1 protein-coding gene is annotated in these 881 nt (G+C 54.3%); it reads left to right on the forward strand.

Features of this window, described 5'->3' with window-relative positions; translation table 11 throughout:
* A partial coding sequence (locus tag A3730_RS28615; protein ID WP_197477729.1) for a fatty acid desaturase occupies positions 1 to 519 on the forward strand: 519 nt, incomplete at its 5' end.
* Positions 520 to 881 lie beyond the last annotated feature (362 nt).

Consider the following 881-nt stretch of genomic DNA (forward strand, 5'->3'; position numbering starts at 1 on the left):
AAGAAATACCTGGAGCGTAAGGGCAAGAAGAACATCAGCGTTCATAATGAACTGATCTGGTGGTACAGCATCTCCGCCTTGTTCGCCGTGACCTTCGGTATGCTCTGGGGTTGGNAGGGCGTGTTGTTCTTTGTTGGCCAGAGCTTCTTTGCGGCGCTGGCACTGGAAATCGTCAACTATATTGAACACTACGGCCTGCATCGTCGACAGCTGCAAACCGGCCGCTATGAGCGGGTCACCCCGGCCCACAGCTGGAACTCGAATTATCTAGTCACCAATCTTGTACTGTTCCAGCTGCAGCGCCACAGCGACCACCATGCCTACGCCAAACGTCGCTACCAAGTGCTGCGCCACTATAACGAAAGCCCACAGCTGCCGGCCGGTTATGCCACCATGATGCTGCTGGCCATGGTACCGCCACTGTGGAAGAAAGTGATGAACCCGCGGGTAGAAGCGTATTACGAAGGTGAGTTGGACCAACTGTTCCGTGAAGGTCCGCGCATCAATAACATCGCCTGATTGTTACTCCCTGTGAGCGCCCATACTGCGGCGCTCACAGGCGCAATGATTCATGCACGATTCACGCGTCTGCCCCAGTGTACAGAACGTCGAGTTACGCCTTCGGCCAACCCCAGCGGCACATCCCCTTTACCTAGCAACGCTCTCGTAGGTCGACTTAGCCGAAGGCGCAAGCCGACATCACCTGTTGATAACAGTTAATCGTCATCGTGCCGAAAGAATGCCTGAATGCTGGAAAAATCCTTATCCGAGTAGCCATGATTTCCATGGGTGGCATACAAGCTTTTTGCCAAGTTACCCATGGGGGTGGCGGACTGGGTGCTCAGGCCTGCTTGTAACGCCAGCCCCAAATCTTTATTCAT

This window comes from Alcanivorax sp. HI0044, assembly GCF_001634945.1.